The sequence below is a fragment of the Enterococcus sp. AZ194 genome (assembly GCF_051713825.1).
Taxonomy (GTDB): Bacteria; Bacillota; Bacilli; order Lactobacillales; family Enterococcaceae; genus Enterococcus_K.
In genome coordinates this window covers 430,860-449,420 of record NZ_JBIOQR010000001.1, presented here as the reverse complement: position 1 = coordinate 449,420, position 18,561 = coordinate 430,860, and the positions used below count along the sequence as shown (strand labels likewise).

The 18,561-nt window shown below is 39.4% G+C and carries 11 protein-coding genes and 2 pseudogenes; 3 read left to right on the top strand and 10 right to left on the bottom strand.

Annotated elements, in window-relative coordinates:
* Nucleotides 1-25 precede the first annotated feature (25 nt).
* From IGI37_RS02320 to fdrA, 4 genes are read right to left on the bottom strand one after another with little or no spacing between them, the layout of a single operon-like run.
* Nucleotides 26-1,249, bottom strand: coding sequence for an amidohydrolase family protein (locus IGI37_RS02320; RefSeq protein ID WP_438759786.1), 1,224 nt, complete (start codon nucleotides 1,247-1,249; stop codon nucleotides 26-28).
* Between the two features lie 19 nt (nucleotides 1,250-1,268).
* A complete protein-coding gene (locus IGI37_RS02315; protein WP_438763565.1) occupies nucleotides 1,269-2,606 on the bottom strand; it encodes a citrate transporter in 1,338 nt (445 codons plus the stop codon).
* 53 nt (nucleotides 2,607-2,659) lie between these two features.
* Entirely contained in the window at nucleotides 2,660-3,592 is a 933-nt protein-coding gene (arcC, locus tag IGI37_RS02310; protein ID WP_438759785.1) for a carbamate kinase, read from the bottom strand.
* Nucleotides 3,593-3,606: 14 nt separating this feature from the next.
* Nucleotides 3,607-6,615 carry an acyl-CoA synthetase FdrA gene (fdrA, locus tag IGI37_RS02305; protein ID WP_438759784.1) on the bottom strand — a complete coding sequence of 1,003 codons (3,009 nt, stop codon included), beginning with the start codon at nucleotides 6,613-6,615 and terminating at the stop codon, nucleotides 3,607-3,609.
* A gap of 120 nt (nucleotides 6,616-6,735) precedes the next feature.
* Between fdrA and IGI37_RS02300 the strand changes: the two genes are divergently transcribed.
* Nucleotides 6,736-8,328, top strand: coding sequence for a PucR family transcriptional regulator (locus IGI37_RS02300; RefSeq protein ID WP_438759783.1), 1,593 nt, complete (start codon nucleotides 6,736-6,738; stop codon nucleotides 8,326-8,328).
* Complete coding sequence (locus tag IGI37_RS02295; RefSeq protein WP_438759782.1) at nucleotides 8,303-9,124, top strand: alpha/beta hydrolase; 822 nt, start codon at nucleotides 8,303-8,305, stop codon at nucleotides 9,122-9,124. Before IGI37_RS02300 ends, IGI37_RS02295 begins: the two co-directional genes overlap by 26 nt.
* 173 nt (nucleotides 9,125-9,297) lie before the next feature.
* Here IGI37_RS02295 and IGI37_RS02290 read toward each other — a convergent pair whose 3' ends face one another.
* The 3 genes and pseudogenes from IGI37_RS02290 to IGI37_RS02280 form a co-directional block, all read right to left on the bottom strand.
* On the bottom strand, nucleotides 9,298-9,564 hold the full coding sequence (locus tag IGI37_RS02290; protein WP_438759781.1) for a type II toxin-antitoxin system RelE family toxin: 267 nt from the start codon (nucleotides 9,562-9,564) through the stop codon (nucleotides 9,298-9,300).
* Entirely contained in the window at nucleotides 9,554-9,787 is a 234-nt protein-coding gene (gene relB, locus IGI37_RS02285) for a type II toxin-antitoxin system RelB family antitoxin (protein ID WP_438759780.1), read from the bottom strand. The genes IGI37_RS02290 and relB overlap by 11 nt, the downstream gene beginning before the upstream one ends.
* Nucleotides 9,788-10,090: 303 nt before the next feature.
* Nucleotides 10,091-11,590 (bottom strand): annotated as a pseudogene (locus IGI37_RS02280) (glucose PTS transporter subunit IIA); the annotation flags it as partial.
* 5 nt (nucleotides 11,591-11,595) lie between these two features.
* Between IGI37_RS02280 and IGI37_RS02275 the strand changes: the two are divergent.
* Nucleotides 11,596-11,997 (top strand): annotated as a pseudogene (locus IGI37_RS02275) (substrate-binding domain-containing protein); the annotation flags it as partial.
* 76 nt (nucleotides 11,998-12,073) lie between these two features.
* Here IGI37_RS02275 and IGI37_RS02270 read toward each other — a convergent pair.
* The 3 genes from IGI37_RS02270 to IGI37_RS02260 form a co-directional block, all read right to left on the bottom strand.
* The gene (locus IGI37_RS02270; protein ID WP_438759779.1) at nucleotides 12,074-14,143 is read right to left on the bottom strand and encodes a DUF5054 domain-containing protein; all 2,070 of its coding nucleotides are present in this window, start codon (nucleotides 14,141-14,143) and stop codon (nucleotides 12,074-12,076) included.
* 78 nt (nucleotides 14,144-14,221) lie between these two features.
* A complete protein-coding gene (locus tag IGI37_RS02265; protein WP_438759778.1) occupies nucleotides 14,222-16,678 on the bottom strand; it encodes a hypothetical protein in 2,457 nt (818 codons plus the stop codon).
* A gap of 151 nt (nucleotides 16,679-16,829) precedes the next feature.
* A complete protein-coding gene (locus tag IGI37_RS02260; RefSeq protein WP_438759777.1) occupies nucleotides 16,830-18,560 on the bottom strand; it encodes a class I mannose-6-phosphate isomerase in 1,731 nt (576 codons plus the stop codon).
* Nucleotide 18,561 lies beyond the last annotated feature (1 nt).

Genomic DNA, 18,561 nt, shown 5'->3' with positions numbered 1-18,561 from the left:
GTGCCTCTTTTTTTCAGTAATCCGCTTATTTCATAAATGTGACTGTTTTCTCTACTTTGACTGTTACTCGACCATTCTTAATGACATAAGAACGTTCTGGGAAATCAATCAGTGCTGTCGCTACAGATTTTGTGTCAAGGAGCACTAAATCAGCGTTTTTACCCACCGCTAGTCCATAATCTTTTAATCCTAGTGCTTTGGCTGGATTTTCTGTAATCATCGGTAAAACAGTCGGTAAATCATCTGAACCACCCAAGTGTCCAACGGGAACAGCGAGCATAGCAATTTGGATGAGGTCACCATTTCCATAAGGCGTAAAGGCATTACGAATATTATTGGTCGCAAGGGCTACATTAACCCCAGCATCACGCAGTTTACGAATCGGTGTTACTGCACGTCTCACGTTATATAAGTCATTGCGAGCGCCCAAATGTAAATCAGTTGCTGGAAGAGGCATCACGTTAATTTGCGCTTTTGCCATCGCTTCAATGACTTTTGTCAAACGTTCAGGCTCCATTGCATGAAGAGCAGTTAAATGGCCGACAGATACGCGCCCTTGGTACCCTTCTTTGATGGTTTTTTCGCAAAGATATTCAATCGATGTATCATCTGCTTCATCTGCAAAATCTTGATGCAAGTCGATATCCTTGTCGTATTTTTTGGCAATTTCAAAAATCAAATCAATATGATCGTTGGCAGGTGCGTCGTTATAAGGAATACCACCCACAACATCCGCCCCCATCTCCATCGCTTCATACATCATTTTTTCCGTACCAGGCGCTTTGAAAATTCCTTCTTGTGGAAAGGCCACGACTTGCATATCGATGAACTCTTTGTACTCATCTTTCAAACGCATAATTGTGTTAAAGCCGGTAAACCCTTGTGCTGGGTCAAACTCAGCATGCGTACGGACCGCCGTTGCACCATGGCTAATAATCATTTCTAACGCTTTTTTTGCTCGTGTATAGATATCTTCTTCAGTAAATGTCGGTTTCAATTTAGCTGTCACTTGAATCGCTTCTTGAAGCGTTCCTGATTTGTTAGGCTCTCTATCGGCGATTAACGCTTTGTCCAAATGAATGTGGCTTTCAACTAGCCCTGGAATCAGAACTCGGCCATCTCCTTCAATTGTTTCTTTCGCTGTTCCTGAAATGTGTGGGGCAATTTCGATGATTTTCCCATCTGTAATCGCGACATCCTGTAACTCTTTTTCATCATTAATTCGAACCTGTTTTAATAATAAATCCATTTCATTCACTCCTCTTATTTTATCCAAAAATTAAACCAATCACTAATAAAATCACTGAAGCTAAACTTAACCATTTGATATTCCCTTTTACAACATCTAAAATAGGAATTTGGAACCCTGATGACAAGGCTTGCATGGTAATATTTACAAAACTCATTTGACTACCTAGACCAACACCCATCGTCACAAAACCTAAAGCAACTGGCGGGAAGCCTAGAGATACAGCAACGGGCAAGACTAGAGTCAGAACAGACCCTACATATGCGCCGGCTGGAACACCAATCAAGACACCCGTCAATATTGCCACCGGAACCATGATAAACTCAGGTGCATTTTGGGCAACTCCGGCAATCACTGCGAAAGTCCCTGTTTGAGCAATCACATTAATGAACGCTAAGAAAATTCCCACTTGGAACAAACGAGTTAAAATGTACGTAGAACCATCGACCATCGCTTCGACTGATTTATTCATTGAAAAATCAGTACACAAATAGATAAGTGCTAAGGTTAAAACCATATAAACTAAAGGTGTAAAGAAAGCAAAATTGATTAAATCATTCACGATTGGACCAAAAATTACGGCAAATAATAAGAAGATAGCAGGTAAGGTAATTTTGAATAACTCGCCGTTACTTTTTGTTTCAAACTCATTATCTTCAGACTCTTTAAAGCCAATATTTCTGCGTTTGGTTCCCCAGAAAGCTAAAACAATCGCTAAGACAACAAAGACCAACCAGAATGGACGCATTTGCGAAACATAATCAGCGACACTCACATCGCCTAGCTTTGAAACAATACTTGACTCAAGTGAAGCAGGTGAGGTCGTAAATGAAACGGCAGCTGCAAGTGACATCGCTGCGATTAATTCCGGTACCACACCAACCGCCGCAAAGGCTAGAGGGGCGATAACCATAGCGCTTCCGCCACCAATTCCTGACATGTAGGTCGCTGCTGCTAAAAGGATGACAATAAAGGCAGAAACATATTCCACTTTGCCTTTTGTGCCTCGTTTAGCCAAGGTCAAGGCAGCAGAATAGCTACCTGCTTTAAAGACTGCCATAGCAACTGCTGAATTGATAATCGGCACCGTGATACTTAACATCGAAGGAATTGTTTCTAATAGCTGTTTGTTCGCATCCGCTAGACTAATCCCTCCAATAATCATCGCTAGAATACCGGCAACTAATCCGGCAATAATCATATCGACTTTTCTAAACAATAACACTAAAACTAAAATTAAAGGAACTAGTACAAGTAGTGCTTTAAACCCTGTTGGTGCAACAATACTATCAATTTCGGCGGCATAGACACTCACCCCTGATAATGCGCCTATAAGTATTGATAAAAAAAGAAACATTATTTTCTTACGTGTTCTCATCTTGATTCTCCTCGTAATTTGACTTGGTTGTTTTAACAAACAATCGTTGTTCCAAACCCTTTTGGAATATTTCCTAAGTTTTCAATGGACGTAATGATCGCCTCTCTATTGGCATGATCTCTGACAAACTCAATCGCTGATTCTACTTTTGGTAACATACTTCCTGCTGGAAATTGTCCTTCATGGATATATTTTTGTGCTTCTTCAATCGTCATTTTTTCAATTTTTTTCTGGTTTGGCTGATTATAATTTACATAAATATTATCCACACCAGTCAATACAATCAATCGATCTGCATTAATTTCTTCAGCAAGCTTTTGTGCAGAAAGATCTTTATCAATGACGGCCTCGACACCGAAAAGCTGCCCTTCTTTATTTCTGACTACGGGGATTCCTCCGCCCCCCACACAAATCGTGATGATTCCAGCCTTGATTAGTGAGGTAATGGTCTCTTTTTCAACAATTTGTTGGGGTTTCGGAGACGCGATAACTTTTCGGTAACCGCGTCCTGAATCCTCCTTGAAAATACCTTCTCCTTTCTCTTGTTTTTCGTTTGCTTCTTGTTCTGTATAAAATGGGCCAATTGGCTTCGTCGGCGCTTTAAATGATGGATCATCTTTTGAAACCTCGACTTGTGTCACTAGACTTACAACTTCTTTAGTTATCTTTTTCAAAGAAAGTTCATTTTGAAGCGCTTGTTGAATCCAGTAACCAATGCTTCCTTCTGTCATCGCCACATTTGTATCTAATTTCATCATCGGTGTTTTTTCTGAAGCACCAACTGTTTGTTGAACTAACAGATTTCCTACTTGAGGGCCGTTTCCGTGACACAATACGACTTCTTCTCCTTGTTCAATAAACTTAGCTAGCTCAACAGCTACCTGACGAACGACCGCTCTTTGGCCTTCATCTGTCGGAATTTTATCTAAGATGGCATTGCCACCTAATGCAACTACGTTTAACAAATTTGTTTCCTCCCTTATTCCACAACAATTCCTAACTCGCGTGCATACGCTTCTATGGCTTTTTCAAAACAAGCAAGCGGCGCTCTAACGGTTCCAGCACCAATTTGACCAACCCCAGCATTTTTATGCGCAATTCCTGTGTTAATAACTGGCGTAATCCCTGTTTCAACTACCTGACGAATATCAATCCCTAGACAAGTTCCTTGGAAGTCCCACGTTGGAATCGTCCATGTTGGATTATGACCAACACTAATTTTGGCCATTTCATCAGACGTATCTAAGGCATCTTTAAAGCCCCCTGCTCCGACAAAACGTGTCACACCCGGTGCTGCAACCATAGCCATACCACCGACACCGACTGTTTCGGTGATTGCGCTATCTCCCATATCTGGATTGCCGTCTTCTTCGCTAAAGCCAGTGAAATATAACCCTTTTGGTGTATTTACGGGTGCTGTGAACCATTCATCATTGGTTTGAGCGATTCGAACACCAAAATCAACACCATTTCTGGCAAGTGTTGTCACAATCGTTCCTTTGGCTTCTTTTCTGGCGGTATCAACAATTGTTTTACCGGCAGCCATCATGATATTTAAGAAAAATTGGTCTGTATCTGCCAAGAATTTCATCACGTCAAAACGTTCTTGAACATCCATCTCCACCAAAATGATATAAGGGGCTACTTCACGTAAAAAGTTCAAGGATGCAGCAAAGTTTCGTTGATGGAATTCATCGCCCATCGTGATAGAACGTGCAATTAGAACACTTAAATTAATTCCGTCTTCTGTTTTCTTTAATGCTTTAGAAAGCGTTGGGCCTAATACATCGCGCAACCAATTCAAACGAGTAATCACTTCTTCTGAAAAGGCACCGAATCGTAAAACTTTCCCAATCCCTTCATTCATCGTACAGTAACCTCTTGTGCCATCTAAGCGATTTTCTACAACTAAAACAGGCATATTGGCTGAGGTGATTCCGCCCATTGGTCCCACTGCATTTACATGGTGACAAGGGATAAACCGAATCTCGTCTCTCTTAATTAATTCAACTACTTCTTCTTCATTGGTGGCCCAGCCCTCAAAGATTGCTGCGCCAACTACCGCACCTTTCATCGGTCCTGTCATTGTTTGCCAATCAATTGGCGGTCCTGCATGAAGAATCGTTTTCTTCTCTTCATTTAACTCCGCTATCGCTTCTTTAGCAGGAACGACATCAATCAAGAAGGGTTGAGCATTTTTAATTTTGTCAGTAACTTTTTGATTTTCCAAGTTAATTTGTTCATCGTACTCTTCAAGAGCATTCAAAATCTTAATCATTTTTTTGTTGCCATTTGCACGAGGCTTCCAGCTAAATTGTTCTGATTTACCGTCAAATTTTTGAATAGATTCATTAAAGCTAGAAAGGCCCACATTGATAATGCGTGGTTTTGTATTTAAAAGCTCCAAAACTTTTTCGCTGGCAGCTGGTACGGCTATTTTTTGCCCTTCATACGGTTGAACTGTTTTATCTGCTTCCGTTACGGTTAAGCCTTTTAAGCCTAAAGAAAGAGTGACCGCTTTCGCATTGCTTTCTGCAACAAAAACACCATTATCTTTTAATGTCTGAACTGCCTGCGCATAGTTTTGCGGATCGTTATTTGTTCCCACGACTGTTGCCACAAAGTATAGTGGACGATTGTTTTCTTGTGCTGTTTTTTGTGCCTCTTTAATTGTTGGTAATAATGCATTTACCATATCTTCATGAGCGCCGTAACCTAACACGAAATCAAGTAAAATGACCCCCGTCTTTTCGTCATTGGCGTACTCTTTAATTTTTTTGATTCGCACTTCTGGGTCAATCATTGGATGAGGTTTTCCTTGTGTGTAAATATCATCCCCCAAATCAATCACATCGTAACCATGAGATTGTAAAACGAAGCCTTCTTTTTTAACCAGTCCTTCTAATCCCAAGGTTTCTGAAATTAGCATACCCGCTTCAGCAGCCAAAGTTCCACCCGAATAAAGTCCTGTAATCACTTTATCTTCTCCCAATTTTTCAACAGTTGGAAGAGGCACCTCATCAAAGTAATTGTTTTTAATCGTTTGATCATTCGCTAAATCAACTGCAATTTTTGCCGCTTCTTCTAGTGTATGAGCCAAGAAAACTTTTCCTACATGAGCAGTTGGTTTTTCTCCTAAGAAAATCGCCACAACTGGTTTTGAAATGCTTTGAAGTAATTGAACCACTTCATCGCGGACTTCTTTTGCAGGTGGTTTAGAGATGACACAGATCACATCTGTTGGTTCATGATTTTCTAAAGCCACAATCGCATCTTTCATAGTGATTGCACCGACCGCATCACTTAAATCATGTCCACCCGTTCCAATCGCATGGACTACGCCACCGCCTAAACGGTCGATAATCGTCGTCACTTCTTGAATCCCTGTGCCTGATGCGCCAACGATACCAATATTTCCAGGAGTAATAACATTCGTAAAGGCAATTGGAATACTTGAAATAATCCCTGTACCACAATCAGGCCCCATCATTAGTAAGCCTTTTTCATGCGCTAGTTTTTTCAAACGAACTTCCTCTTCAACTGGAATGTTGTCCGTAAATGAAAAGACGTGTAAATCATTCTTTAACGCAACCTCCATTTCAGCTGCACCATATTCACCCGGAATACTAAACAACGCCATGTTGGCATCTGGTAAATTGGTTAATGCCTCTTTCCATGAAGTTGACACACGTTGTTCAGTTGCCTTATTGCTTGAAGATAAATCACCTAAAAAGCGATCGACCTCTGGAAGTACTTGATCCATAATTGAAGTATCTTCACTATCAACCACGATCATTAAGTCATTCGGTGAAGCCTCTTTTGCTTCCGGTGTTAATAAACCTGTATTTAACAGGATATCTTTATTGGCATCGGTTCCCATCATCAACTGACTCATCTGAACAGCTGGAAGACTATTGATTCGATTCGTCAACAGCATCAGGTTTATGGAATCCTGATAATTATTCTTTAAAATAACAGTATTTAACATATTTATCCTCCTATCCTTGAATACGAGTTAATTCTATTCTTTTATGTATGTGTTTTCATCGGACAAAATTCTAAATAAATGATATAATTTTTATCCATAAAGGGTAAAAAGGAGAAAATGATGAAATTAAAGGAACTTTTATCGATTGGTGAATTAAAAACAAGTAAACTCTTAACCAAAGAGATTGGCTTAGAAAATGAAGTGGACTCAGCCATGGTCCTAGAAGCGATTGATATTGAAATGTGGAGTAAAAAAAATCAATTAATTTTAACTTCCTTTTATGCTTTTCAGGGGCTTTCTCATGAAACCTTAGAAGTTTTTTTCTCCAAAATGAAAGAAATCGGGGTAAGTGGACTGGTCGTAAAAATGGATCGATTCATCAGGATGATTCCTGTCTGGTTTATTGACTTATGCTTTAAATACGAGATTCCTTTAATTAAAATTGCGCAAGAAATCAGTTATGAGAAGATCTTGTTGACCATTTACGAACCCTTACTAAATCACCAGACCCATATTTTACGGACTTATTATGAGGTCAGACAACGATTTACTAAGCTTGAAAAAAACTTTTCTTCTATTGAAGCTATCATGCAGGAGTTTTATCAATTGATTGGTCAACCTTGTTCGCTAAAACTCATTGATAAGCAAATTGAAATTAGCTATGGTGAACAATTAAATGACTGGATTGTCCTTTCAAGAGAACCGATAGTAAACGGCGAGTTCACAAAAAATGACTACTCACTGCTGACTCTTTATTCTCAATCCAGAGCACAAGAACAAAAAACGATTGAGGTTAGCATTTTCAATAGCTACTCGACAAACTGTTTATTGCTAGTTTATTTGGATACTTCTGAAATTAAAGAAACCGACTTAGTGATTATTGAAAATACAATAGACGTTCTCCAGGAGAAGTTCAACACCGAACGTTTATTAAACAAAGAGCGTTATACTCGTTTAAATAACTTGGCAGATGCTATTTTGCAAAACACACCAGCCAATCCACTGGAATTAGATAGCCTCTTAACAGAAGCCAATATGAAGGACTACCCATCCTATCAGGCTATTGCCTTTTCAACGCGTGCGACAGATGTTCAGCTGATTAAAGATCGGGTTATCAATCAGTTAAAAACGCTCAAAACTCACTCGATTTTCTTTGACCAACATAGTTATTCTATCGTCTTATTTAACTTTGATGAGTCGACAGATCCAATAACAAAAGACCGTATCCAAAAACTTTTGGAGCAAACATTGGCAAAAAATCCTAAACTCGCTCTTTCTGTCAGCAACGTCAAACCAAAATCTGCCATAAAAGAAATTTTGGTCGAATGCTTAGACATTTTGCGCTTCAATGAGAACTTTTATAGCGACTCGATTGTCAGCTTGGCCGATATCGGTATTTTTCGTTACTTTATTCAAACAGAACAGCTTGACGAAATTGATACCTTTATTCCAGAAAAGCTAAATGATTTAGCTAGTCAGAACTATGATCTGTTTGAAACCTTCTATCAGTTTTTAAGAAACAACCGCAACTACAATAAAACAGCTGAAGCGATGTTCTTACACTCAAAGACCATTCGCTATCGGCTCACAAAAATTGAGCAATTACTAGCAATTGATTTCAGTAATCCGCTTCAGCTACTCAATTATGAAATTGGTGCCTATATTATTAAAATGAGGAGAAATGCACGTGAAAAAGACCATTCAACTACCTAACGGCTCCACTGTTGATTGCTATCAAACAGCTACAGGACAAACAAAAAAGGCCCTCCTCTATTTTCACGGAGGTGGCCTCGTCTACGGAACTAAAAATGATCTACCTGAAGACTTAAAACAAATTTTCTTAAAAAATAACTATGAAGTCTATGCCTTTGATTATTTACTTGCACCCAATGCTTCCCTTGAACAAAGTCTCCAAATGCTAGAAGAATCTGTTCAATATGTCAAAGAGACTTATCTCGAGCACTATTCATATGGTTTTTGTGGGCGCTCAGCTGGTTCTTTTTTAATGCTCCAACTAACCAAAAAAGCCGCCCAACTTCGACCAGATTTTTTGATTAATTTTTATGGATATACCGACCTGAATTTTATAACTACACCACGTCAGTTAGTCGCAACCACTATCGATCAAAAAGAAATCCAATCAATCAACACCCTTTCTTCTGTCTGGGATGACCCTTTTTTGGAGCGCTACTTACTCTATCATTATGCGGTTCAAAATGCTCTTTTATTCGATTGGTATGGCCTTACGCCAGAAGCAGCTACAAATTATTTTCTTACAGATGCCATACTAGCGACGTATCCACCCTGCTTTAGCACCGCTAGCACGACCGATAAAGAAATTCCGTTTCGTTATAGCAAACATTTGGCACGGGCGATTCCAGAAAGCCAATTTGTTCCTCTCTATTATCTTGAACATGACTTTTTGAAAAAAACTGAGGACCCAGCTGTAAAATCGCTCTTAGAAAAACTGGATGTGTGGCTGCAAAATAGAAATAATAAGAAGTCATAATAAAAAATTGGCACGCTCGTTTCAGTAAAACGAAAAGCATGACAGGAGCAATACAAAGAAACAGACCTCTCGTCAGACTAGCATTTTTCGCTAACTACAGTAGGTCTGTTTGTTTTTTGCTACAGCCGAGCCTATAATAATCTGGCTTAAGCGGAAAGTTATTCACAGTTTTTTTACTTATAAATTGTGCTTCTATGACCAATCGAAAATATCTGTATTACAATTTCAGAGTCGCAAATGTTTACTAAGATTCGATAGCTTCCAATCCGATACCGCCACTCTCCACTTTTATTGCCGGTCAAACCTTTTCCATGTTGTCGTGGATCAGAAGTTCCATCCAAGTTTTTTTTAATCCAGGCAACGATAATTCTAGCTTGGTTTCTGTCCATTTTTTTCAATTGCTTCTGAGCTTGCGGCATATAAACAACGTTATATCTCATTTAATAATTTCTCCATTTCCTTTTGAGAAATCCCTGTTTCCTTTTTCTCATTGGAAATTTCCATTGCACTCCACAATGTTTTCAAATCAATTTCATCTTCAATTTTATCAAGCACAGCTTTTCTATAAAGCTCAGTTAATGATAAATTATGAAACTTTGCATATTCCGATACCATTCCTTTTTCCTCATCAGGAATTCTAAATGTAATGGTTGAATTAGACATGACGCCACCTCCATTGTTTTTCGTACTAACATCGTACTAAAAAATAAGGAATTTGTCAATACAACGTTAGTACATACCTTTACACCAGACTAAAACGCGAAATACCTGATAACTTGAAGTCCCGCTATAATATACCTATGAGTGGACTTCTAATCCAGGCAACGATAATTCTAGCTTGATTTATCCAGGTCACATGCTAGAATTGAAGGTTCATATTTCTATAAAACACAACGAATTATGAGTTGATGTTGCAAGTACCTACCCAGTTTCCGGAGCGAAATACTCCTGTTTCACCCTCATCAATTACGCTACATTTTCCGAGTTTAATACCAAAAGATTTTGGCCTCCCTCAATAAATTCTGAAGTTTCCGCTGTAATCGTTCCATATTGGTTTGTGTTTGTCACAATCAACATAACCGTCATATCATAGCCGGCCTTTTCTAATTCTTCTAAATCAAACGTTCCTAAAACATCTCCTTTCGAGACCTTATCACCTTGTTTCCGTTTTGCTTCAAACCCTTGCCCATTTCTTTTCACTGTATCAATTCCAACGTGAATAAGCACTTCTGCACCTGCATTCGTTTTTATTCCATAAGCATGCTTTGACCCATGACTGACTGTAATTTCACCATCTGCTGGCGCATAAATAACCCCTTTATTCGGTGCGATAGCTATCCCTTTTCCCATCATTTCTTGAGCAAATACAGGATCCTTGACTTCGCTTAATGGAAGTGGTGTCCTGCTAACAGGTGCGGCTAAAATTTCGGAAACTCTCTTTTCAGCCGTTGATTCATTAACCATTGCCCTAGCTTTTTCTAGTCCTTCATTATCAGAAGGGGTAGACTCCCCATCATCTAACAAGACCATATGACGTTTTCCGTAAAAATAAGTCGTTGTAAAACCGATAATTAAGCTAATAACAATCCCTATCATAAAATAAGGAATAGCGTTTGTCGCAATCGAAATAAACCCAATCACACTGGCAGGTCCCATCGCAACAGCTAATACATGGAAAAATCCGATGAAAACACAGGCAACTGCCGAGGCAATCATCCCACAAATAAAGGGGAATTTAAGCTTTAAATTCACTCCAAAAATAGCTGGCTCCGTTATCCCTAACATAGCTGAAATTCCGGCAGAAGTAGCTAGGCTCTTTTGCTTTTCATTTTTAGTTAGTAACATAATTGCAAGTGTCGCTGCTCCTTGACCCACATTAGCCATTGATGCTACTGGAAAAATAAATGAACCGCCTGTCTTTGCAATATCCGCTAGTAAAGTTGTTTCTATTGCAGGAAAGCTTTGATGTAACCCTGTGATAACAATTGGAGAATAGAATAAACCAAACACACCTAATCCTAACGCACCTGTTGTATTGTACAACCAGACTAAACTCTCCGTTAACCCATCAGCAACCATTCGCATAATAGGGCCAACACCGATAAACGTTAAAAATCCTGTGACAATGATTGCTAACATAGGAGTAAATGTAAAATCAAAAGCATTAGGAATTCGTTTATGGAAAAATTTTTCTAACGTTGCCAAAATCCAAGAAACAACCAAGACTGGTAGCACCGACCCCTGATAGCCCGCTTGAGCAACATTTAGCCCAAAAATATTCCAATAAGGCATGCTTCCCTCTGCAATTGCGTTGGCAACACCATACCCATTGACTAAGTCTGGCATAACCATAACCATTCCCATCGCTGCCCCAAGATAAGGATTTCCACCAAATCTTTTAGTCGCAGAAAAACCAACTAGAATAGGCAAAAAAGCAAATGGCGCAGAAGCTAACAAATTAATAATGCTATGGTTATTTAAAATTCTTAGAAGAACATCAATTAGAACCAAAGATTTTTCATATCCAAACGACTGCACGTTCAACAACCTTAAAAAATTTAGAAATAAAACGAATACTAGAATCTGAAGAGATTGATAGTCTCTTTTGTACAGATGATTTAACTGCTATCCTTGCTTATAATCAATGTCAGAAATTACAAATAACGGTTCCTGATAAATTAAAGATTATTGGCTATGATGGAACAAAATTTGTCCAAAATTATTTTCCGCAGCTCTCAACAATTGCACAACCAATGGCCGATTATGCTGAAATTCTAGTAGATTTATTGTTACAACGTATTCAAGTGCCAGACAAACCCCTTGAAAAAAACTATTTACTTCCTGTAAAGTTAATTCAGGGAACAACAACTTAATAAAAAACGAAAAAACCGCTAGAATCTACCATCGATTTCTAGCGGTTTTTGCTATACACTATCTGATTTCAATCCCTCAATACCTAACCCTAAACCGATAATTCATATTTCCTTCATTCCAGGCAGCAAAATTAGTGCCCCAAACATTGTTAAAGAGGTTAACGTAGATTCCCCTGTTCAGCTGCTCAACTTCATGATCGAATAGTAACAACCCTTTTTGACCTAGAGAGAACAGTGGCGCGTCGAAGCTTTGAATGCTCTTGTCCCCGTCTGCACCATGATACGTTAAGCCTTCTTTGGTTAACGCATGCATAGAACGATTGCCTTTTGCGACAATGTCATATGGGGAAAGTGACTGATTAATTTTGGTCATCTGCCAATGATATGGATTATTTACCGCAAGGCTCATCTCTAACCAATAGGCTTCTGGCATTCGGTTGGCTTGTTTGTTTGCCCAGTCAAACTCGACTTCAATTGTGCCTTTATCAACATCAAGTAAATAACTGATTTGCATCTCAGAAGGGACACCCCACAGCATTTCTTCCTCTTTTGTAAAAGCTAAATCAAAACGAATCGCAACAATTCCTGAATTGAGTTCCTTTACCTCAGAGTGTTCGATTGCTGGTCGAAGCACTTCATGTCGGATATTTTGATGAGCTTCAATGCCCGGTTTGGCAAAATCAACGGTTGCCCAGCTTGTCGTATACCGAGTTAATCGGCTGTACTTGCTTAAAAATTGCGCATAGTCCGCAAAATCATACCGTTCATAGGACAAACCAAATAGTTCTTTTCCAGCGACTACACATTCTTTCCCTTCTTTTTTAAGAGAAATAATACTCCCATTCAAGCCAAACTTTATAAAAGTTTGCCCAAACTGATACTCTTTTCCTGGAATGATCTCTTGACCTACAAGTCGTGCGTTCGCCTCCCATTTCAAATAAGCAAAAGCTTCTTTTTGTAGCGAATCGGGTAAACACTTGATTGCTTCAACAACGTAATTGCGTTGCTCTTCCCAAGATTTTTCATAATAAGCGTAAGAACGTGAATCCGCTTTTTCTGCCCAGTCAATATCTGTTGAAATTAACGCACGCAAATCGCCATAATCCATCGTTGAACGATCATGATTAAACGTAATTCGATCCTTAACACGAGCTGCTTTAAAGTCAGCCAATTGATAGTTCTTATAATCGGGTAAATAGACATTTCCATTTCCACCCCAGGTATGTTCAGCAACCAGTAATAATTGTTCAGAAAATCCTTGATAGCTTTCACTTCCCACGACCAATTCGCCGCGTTTTACCCATTGGTCACGTAGCTCTAATAGACGCAGATAATTTGAAATCTTTTGCGGATCACTGCCGACTCCATGAATCCAGCTATCGCCTATCTCTTCTTCAACAACAGGTAATTCTGCTCGTTTTGCCCAAACAATCTCAGCAAATTGGTTTAGATCAGAAGGGATAATCTCAGCATCAGGATAATCGAGTGCTAGCTGTGCAAATAAATCAAGAACCTCCTGCTCATCTTTGGGTGGCCCCATATTGTCATGACTATGCGCAAAGTACAACCCATCCTCCCAGCCCTCAGCTTCAAAGGTTGCTCCGTAATCTTTTGCATACTGGACGACGATTTCAGAACCATCCGTTGCCCGCCATAAAAATAGTTCTGGCACATCTGGCACCGCAGAACTTGCGTTTACACCAATGTGCAAATATTTGATTCCCTGAGCGGCTAAAACAGGCACTAAAGAAATGGAATGTCCTGGTATATCCGTCATTTTCGCGGCAATTGTCGTTTTGCCATACGTTTGATCTAGTTTTTGAGAAATGGCAATTCCCGCTTCTAACAACGGTCGATCCAGCAATTCTGTATGCGTCGTGAAAGGTAACCCATGCCAAGCAATTCGGCCTTTTTCTATCGCTGCAATCAATCGCTCCTTATCACTAGGCGTAACTTTAGGACTCTCCAAGAAAAATTTAATTAACCAAGAGCCTGTCGTCCAAATAAATTTATCCGGTTGTTTTTCCGCCAACTCTAATGCGCGTGGAAAAAAGACCGTCAAGTACTCTTCTTCAACCCTTGAAGCTAAATCAGTGAAGCCAATATCTAAATGCGTTTTATAAATCACATGCAGACGTTTTGTCATTTTTTTCCTCCAATTTAAATGATGTGCGAATACTACTTTACAAATGATACGTTCTAAATGATCATTGTCGACTGGTAACTATTTCCCTAATTCTGAGGAAGTAGGATTATAGGCAAATGTTAGAATTCCTTGGTTATAATTAGCTGCCGTTTCAAAAATATCTTGAACCTCAGCATCACTGTCACCTAAATACAAATCAAATTTGAATTCATAAAAGCCTGAAAGGTCGACTTTAAAATTGGTTTCCCAAAAGTTATTCATCAACCATGCATAAACTTCTGATTGATTTTTCACAGCGGTCTTCTCACTGCATAACTCAATGTCGTGGCTCGCCAAATCGCCCAAAGTAAGCAGTGGTGTATCCGCCATGGTAATGGACAAGAAGCGTTTTTCTTCTTTAAACAGGATACCATTATCTAATAGATAAAAGTCCGTATTTGTTCCAGGTAGCTGATCGATTGCCGGACGGAAACAAGCACCTGATTTTTGCGCGTAAAGCTCTGGTTTTTCACCCAGTGTAAAAGGTAAAGCCATGTAGAGATTTTCCGGTGCCCACTCGCAATCCTTTTGAATACGAATCATGGTTTCAATTCTTGGACTATCCTTATAAACCTTAAGGAAGACCGTATACAGCTTCGTTCCCTGCAATTCGTACGCCAATGAAAGTAAGGCATAAACGCAGCCATCTTTGACTAGCTCGACATTTTTCAACTGAGAAAAATGACGCTCTGTAACCCGACCTTTTCGATTACGTCCCATCCGTCGTCGTTCGCTACAAGGATCCGTTGTCAGTGGCGTTTTCTCATAAATCCCTGTAAAGGCACCCGCTTGCATTTCTTCACGAATGAGATTTTGCCCTGTTTTACGATCAATAATCGCAGCAATCCCCTTTGTATGATCAAAAGTAATCTCAAAGAATGGTGTTTGGATAGCATGCGTTGAGACCATTTTTTGATACCCCTCGTAACTGGCAATATCTGCGACCTGTTCCGTACCAATCCACGCTTGGTTATCGTTCACGCGGCGTTTGACTGCTGGCTGATCTGTTCGACGTAATCGCACAATTAGTTCTTCTTTTGCTTCTAATGACACGGCGAACGTAATTTCTTTCCCTTTTGCCGTTTGCATCATTTGAGAAGGATACACTTCTCCTGTTTTTGCATTCACGACTTCGATGAACGCATCATTAGAGCTCACTAGATACGAATCATCGACCGTTTCCCAATGCTTCATAAATATCTGCGCATAATCCGTTATAGCCGAATTGTGTGGGTTTAAAATTTTAAAATAAGGTGCGCGATTGAGCTGAATCGAGACTTCTCCGAGCTCAGCTAATTCATCATCTAATAGATTAGAAATCGCCACATGCGCATTCGTTGCATAAGCTATCTTTCTAAATTCTAACTCATTCACAAATGTTTCCCACGGTTCGCCAACTGAAGAATGATACCCCCACGTATGTTCAGCAAACATCATTAGATTGTCTTCGGCTGACCGCAGTTTTTCCTCTTGTCCCTCAGCAAGTAGCTTGCGTGTAATTCGATATTTTCTTTGCGCATCTCGATAAACCTTCGTTGCAGCTGGCGTTGAGCCTGTACCATCTGCCCACCAGTCTGGCCAGTCTCCACGATAAACAGGTAAATCGAGTTCCTTTTGACGTAAAATTTCAAAGAAGTGACTCAACGTAACCAACTCAACCGTAATTTGGTCACCGTGCAGTTGATTCCACTTGTTAATTCCTTCCATCATACGTGGATTTGGCGGCGCATTATCCGTCACAATTCCGCTTATCATAACGGAAATGAAGTCTAGTGAATAGTCTTCTCGCTCCAAATCCGCAAAGTAATCAAACACGCGCTGTTCCGTTTCTTTAAACTGCGCCGCTTCTCTTTCTGGCGTGTAACCATCCTTGTCATAATAAACGGATTGATCAGAGTTTGGAACAAACAAAAAATCATTTCCTATTTGGTAATGGTCGCCATTCCAAACAAGTAACTTTTCGCCATCTTGTGTCTCCCACCAGAAAGGCTGTTGTTTTTTAAATAACGGAAACATACCATGGTGTGTATGCAAACAAGAATAAAGATTGTTCACACCGTTTTGTTTCAATGCTTTGGCATACCCCCATGAAAAACCATTAATGTCAGCAGTCATAGCCGAATCCAGCTTCATTTCGAAGGTATCTGCATATTGACGAGCGCAAGCAAGCTTACGATTCAAAATTGCCTCATCCACTAATTCGGTCATATTTAGGTAGTTTAGAGAAAAATCAATTTTGCCTTCGTTAATTAATCGTTCAAAATCTGAAATTTCTTGTTTAGTAGCCTTCTCTAAAAATTGTTCAACCTGCCAATAATTTTCGCAAGTATATCGGTAACCTTGCCATTCAGGATGTTTACCTGCATCGATTTCTTTTAAAAAGACAATGACGCTTTTGATAAAATCTAAATGATAGCGGCTGATTTTCTCCTGACGATCGGTGTACCCAATATCCGTATGCGAATGATGGACCAAATAAAGTGTCTTCTTTTTCATAACAATATCCTCAATTCTTTTTTATGATTTTTGGTTTGGAATACTATCTGTTAAAAGTTATATGGCTCTTTTGTTTACGCTTCAATTGTACAACATTACGAATTCTTTTCCTCAAAAACCCTTGAACCTTTACAGTGGTTGACCTCTTCCCTTAACGTACGAAGGCCTTCATCGTTTTTATTTCTTTGCCTTGGCTCTTTCCGTAGGGTGCAATTATATAACGTTCAATTTTAGCTGGAATGATAAAGGTTTGCGCATAAGAAACGATAAATGGTTCAAATTGATTTTCAGGACTGGTAACGATAGCTTCAGCTCCTTCAACTAGATTTAACACGTTTACCCCACTGTGATTTTCATGTATGACGGGTTTTGAGAAGGTGTGTCGTCTCGTCTCGATAAACTCTGCTTCATGTAAACCTGTTTTTTCTTCTAACCAGCCGTCTCCTTTTGCGATTACTTCGAACTGATTAATTAACTCCCGTTTGACCCAATCCTCATCTTTGAAACCGTCAATGTTTGGTGCTCCATGATCAATATTTACAGGGCGCGGTAATCCATCAAAATCCACTCTATCCCAATCCCATAATTTAAAGGTGAAACGGTTTGGTGTCGCACTAATTTCTAAAATAACAGAATCTTTGCCACTAGAATGAATCGTCCCTGATGGAATCAAATAATGGTCATGTTTTGTCATTTTGTGATGATAAATGTATGCCTCATCATTAAAGCTTTTCGCCCCTGTTTCAGCAATCCTCAATTCATTGACCAATTCTTCCTTATCCGTCCCATTTTGAAGGCCCAAATAAACCACCGCATCGTCTTTACACGCCATGACGTAATAGCTCTCATCTTGGGTATAATGCGCACCAAAATTTTCTTGGAGATAGCTGACTTTGGGATGCACTTGAAGACTAAGATTTTGCCCATCCATTGTGTCTAAAAAATTAAACCGAATCGGAAACTCGTGTCCGAATAGTCCGTAGACTTTTTGACCCAATAATTCTCTAGGCTTCGCAAAAACCAGGTTATTTGCAGGTACTTCGAACGTGATTCCTTCAATATCAAACAACAGACTATTTTCTTCTGGCACGCCATTAAAACTCCAAGCCAAGTTTTTTTCATCTTTTCCTATATCAAAGGTTTCTTGCATCCAGCTTCCACCCCAAATACCTGGATCAAAGAATGGTACCACTGAAAACGGCTGTTCAACTGCTTGATTTACTAACGAATGATACAACGCTGAACTGATTAGCTTAGGGTGCTGCTCTTCATGGATGTCTAGTAGATAATCAATTTCAGGAAAGACAGCTCGTTTGTGCCTATCAGCCACTCCCCATTCAAAGAAATAGCCGCGTTTAATCATACGTAGCGAATCTTCTCCTGCGTTATCTGCCATCCAGTTACTATATTCACCCGAACGATAACGCGTTTGAATCTCCCACCGGACAAGATCAACGTAAATAACTAGCTCTTTTTTCTCCACCAAGCTTGCACCAAAGCCATAAACAACATTAAACCCTGTAGCTAGCTTTTGATTGATTTTAGCCAGCTTTTTTGAATCAATAAAATCTTGAATTTTATGGTGACTCATTACACCAAAAATCCGATCGTCAGTCAGATTCCCTTGGATTTTTTCATTAATCGTTTCTTTTGTTTGAAAAATTTCATCGCTATGAACCACACAATCTGCATGTAGAGGAGCAATGATCTGAGCAACTATCCATTTTTCGTTTGTCACCGGATAGGTCTCAATAATCACGTTGAACGCTTGTTTTTTTTCAGCAGCTTTTTCCAAAATCAACTCTCGAATTGCTTGATAAGAATCAAGGATGACCTCACCTGTCTGATTTTTCACCTTCGTTTTCGGTCTCGTTATAGACAAA

What these genes read in the sequence shown, in the direction of transcription:
- IGI37_RS02320 (WP_438759786.1), bottom strand. Translation starts at nt 1,249, where the DNA reads ATGGATTTATTATTAAAACAGGTTCGAATTAATGATGAAAAAGAGTTA.
- IGI37_RS02315 (WP_438763565.1), bottom strand. Translation starts at nt 2,606, where the DNA reads ATGTTTCTTTTTTTATCAATACTTATAGGCGCATTATCAGGGGTGAGT.
- fdrA (WP_438759784.1), bottom strand. Translation starts at nt 6,615, where the DNA reads ATGTTAAATACTGTTATTTTAAAGAATAATTATCAGGATTCCATAAAC.
- IGI37_RS02300 (WP_438759783.1), top strand. Translation starts at nt 6,736, where the DNA reads ATGAAATTAAAGGAACTTTTATCGATTGGTGAATTAAAAACAAGTAAA.
- IGI37_RS02290 (WP_438759781.1), bottom strand. Translation starts at nt 9,564, where the DNA reads ATGAGATATAACGTTGTTTATATGCCGCAAGCTCAGAAGCAATTGAAA.
- relB (WP_438759780.1), bottom strand. Translation starts at nt 9,787, where the DNA reads ATGTCTAATTCAACCATTACATTTAGAATTCCTGATGAGGAAAAAGGA.
- IGI37_RS02270 (WP_438759779.1), bottom strand. Translation starts at nt 14,143, where the DNA reads ATGACAAAACGTCTGCATGTGATTTATAAAACGCATTTAGATATTGGC.
- IGI37_RS02265 (WP_438759778.1), bottom strand. Translation starts at nt 16,678, where the DNA reads ATGAAAAAGAAGACACTTTATTTGGTCCATCATTCGCATACGGATATT.